Annotated in this window: 2 protein-coding genes; both read left to right on the forward strand. The window is 32.6% G+C overall.

The annotated features are described in order from the left end of the window. The first annotated feature begins 150 nt into the window (after positions 1 to 150). On the forward strand, positions 151 to 858 hold the full coding sequence (locus EG240_RS16370) for a helix-turn-helix transcriptional regulator (RefSeq protein ID WP_125020395.1): 708 nt from the start codon (positions 151 to 153) through the stop codon (positions 856 to 858). A 65-nt stretch (positions 859 to 923) separates the two neighbouring features. Beyond that, positions 924 to 1116: effector binding domain-containing protein (locus EG240_RS16375; RefSeq protein WP_203229341.1), on the forward strand; the 193-nt coding region annotated here is incomplete at its 3' end.

Consider the following 1116-nt stretch of genomic DNA (forward strand, 5'->3'; position numbering starts at 1 on the left):
GAAATCCTGCATAACTCAGCTATTTCTCTTTTGACTTGATTTAAATTTATTGCTTTACAACAATCATAAGCGATGTTATTTCATAGAGCCCACAAGTGAATAATTTCGTAAATTTGAAGTAAAGAATGAGCTCTCAACACGTAACAATTAATGACAGATAAGGATACAAAAAGACTAACTAGATTAACCTCCATTTTAATTCAATTACAGTCTAAAAGACTTCTAACGGCGAATGAACTTGCAGAGAAATTCGAAATAAGTAAACGAACCATTTATAGGGATATTAGAACTTTGGAACAAGCTGGTGTTCCGGTCTTGACGGAGGAAGGAAAAGGCTACACCTTAATGGAAGGATACCGAATTCCTCCTGTTATGTTTACTGAAAACGAAGCCAATGCTTTAATTACAGCCGAACAATTGGTACGAAAGAACAAAGATGCTTCATTGGTGAAGGATTATACAGATGCTATCCATAAGATAAAAGCTGTCTTACGGAATAACACAAAAGATAAAGCCAATTTGCTTTCGGAAAGAATTTTGTCTGCGCAGAATTTAGAAAATAGTCGTACCAGTAATAATCTGTCGATTTTACAACTGGCATTAACGAATTTTAATCTTGTTCAGATTCAATATTATTCACCATATAATGACGAAACAACCCAACGAACCATAGAACCGTTTGCTATTTATACCACGCAAGAGAATTGGTTATTGATTGCATTTTGTCGTCTACGTAAGGATTACAGGTCATTTCGACTCGATCGTATTAAGAGTTTACTCGTGTTAACTGATTCTTTTGAAAAACATAAAATCACGTTTGAAGAATATATTGAAATGACATTAAAAAAATGTGATTAACCCTTGCCATAGGGTTGTCACAGTTGTGTTTTATTTTTGTAGTGCATTTAAAAATAAAGAACAAAATGAACAATCAAACCATTCAAAAATTTCAGATCATTGGAATTTCAACTCGTACAATTAATTCAAATGGACAATCGGCAATTGACATTGAATTATTATGGCAAAAATTCTGGAAGGAAGAAATTCAAAGTCAAATACCTAATGTGATTAGTGATGAAATTTATGCTGTTTATACAGATTATGAAACTGATTTCA

Origin of the sequence: Paenimyroides tangerinum (assembly GCF_003865405.1) — a bacterium.
GTDB lineage: Bacteria > Bacteroidota > Bacteroidia > Flavobacteriales > Flavobacteriaceae > Flavobacterium > Flavobacterium tangerinum.

Bases quoted from the DNA above. Each gene is read 5' to 3' on its own strand.
- EG240_RS16370 (WP_125020395.1), top strand. From the start codon at position 151: ATGACAGATAAGGATACAAAAAGACTAACTAGATTAACCTCCATTTTA.